The organism is Acinetobacter lwoffii, from assembly GCF_024129435.1.
GTDB classification, from domain to species: domain Bacteria; phylum Pseudomonadota; class Gammaproteobacteria; order Pseudomonadales; family Moraxellaceae; genus Acinetobacter; species Acinetobacter lwoffii_F.
On sequence record NZ_JAMXXN010000069.1, the window covers coordinates 1 to 1,185 of the forward strand.

Genomic DNA, 1,185 nt, shown 5'->3' on the forward strand with positions numbered 1-1,185 from the left:
CTCTGTACACGACAAATTTCACAGAACCCTTATCCTATCAGGATTCTGCTTTCTTAAAATTGCCAAAATTTCCTTAAACTCTTCTTTTTTCCCAAAACCAATTAAACGCTGAATCGCCATTTGAACATAGTCTAAACCATAGCGAAATAAACTCATTGAGAGTCGTCCATGCTTCTTTATTTTTATCGCTTTTTTTTGATTATGTTGCCATTCACCCGTTAAGTAACACCAACAGAAGCTTATAGCTAACACCGCAATCAATTTTTTCACTCGTCTAGGGTCTGTCAAGCGCGTATTTTCAAGATTAAACCCGCGTCCTTTGAGACAACTGAATAAGGTTTCAATTTCCCAGCGTAATGCATAATCCTGAATAGCATTGGCATTAAACTGAGGAGAAACGACGAGTAAAAGCTCTCCATTTTCTAACTGTAGTGCACTTATATATAGTTTCACCCGACCAACCAAAATCCGTCGTTTACGACATTCAATTTGACCAACTTTAAGATGGCGAAATAAATCACTAATTTTATGATTCTTTCCTAAATGATTGGTGACAATGAAGTTTTTTTAACACGAATGCAGAAGTTGATGTCTTGTTCAATTAACCATGTAAACCACTGCTCACCGATAAACTCTCTGTCTGCGAACACATTCACAATACGGTCTTTACCAAAAATGGCTATAAAGCGTTGAATCAAAGCAATACGCTCTTTCGTATCTGAATTTCCACGTTTATTAAGCAATGTCCAAAGGATAGGTATCGCTATTCCACGATAAACGATTGCGAGCATCAGGATATTAATATTTCGTTTTCCCCATTTCCAATTGGTTCTATCTAAAGTCAGTTGCACTTGGTCGAATGAAAACATATTGAAAATCAACTGAGAAATTTGACGATAATCAAAATACTGACCTGCAAAGAAGCGCTGCATACGTCGATAAAATGATTGTGGTAAACACTTGATGGGCAAGGCTTTAGATGCAGAAGAAAGATTACATGTTTGCTTTAAAATAATCACAAGCATGATGAGCGCAAAGCACTTTAAATGTGACTTGTTCCATTTTAGAGATTTGTTTAAGATAAGATATAACTCATTGAGATGTGTCATAGTATTCGTCGTTAGAAAACAATTATTGTGACATTATTTCAATGAGTTATCTATTTTTGTCGTGTACAGAGAAAAA

At 35.6% G+C, this 1,185-nt stretch carries 1 protein-coding gene; it reads right to left on the reverse strand.

Annotated features, from left to right (window positions below; genetic code table 11):
• Positions 1–18: 18 nt before the first annotated feature.
• A protein-coding gene (locus NI455_RS15335) for an IS4-like element ISAba1 family transposase (protein WP_085940648.1) occupies positions 19–1,109 on the reverse strand; the annotation gives its coding sequence in 2 pieces (ribosomal slippage) (positions 19–569 and positions 569–1,109; 1,092 coding nt in all).
• Positions 1,110–1,185: the final 76 nt, after the last annotated feature.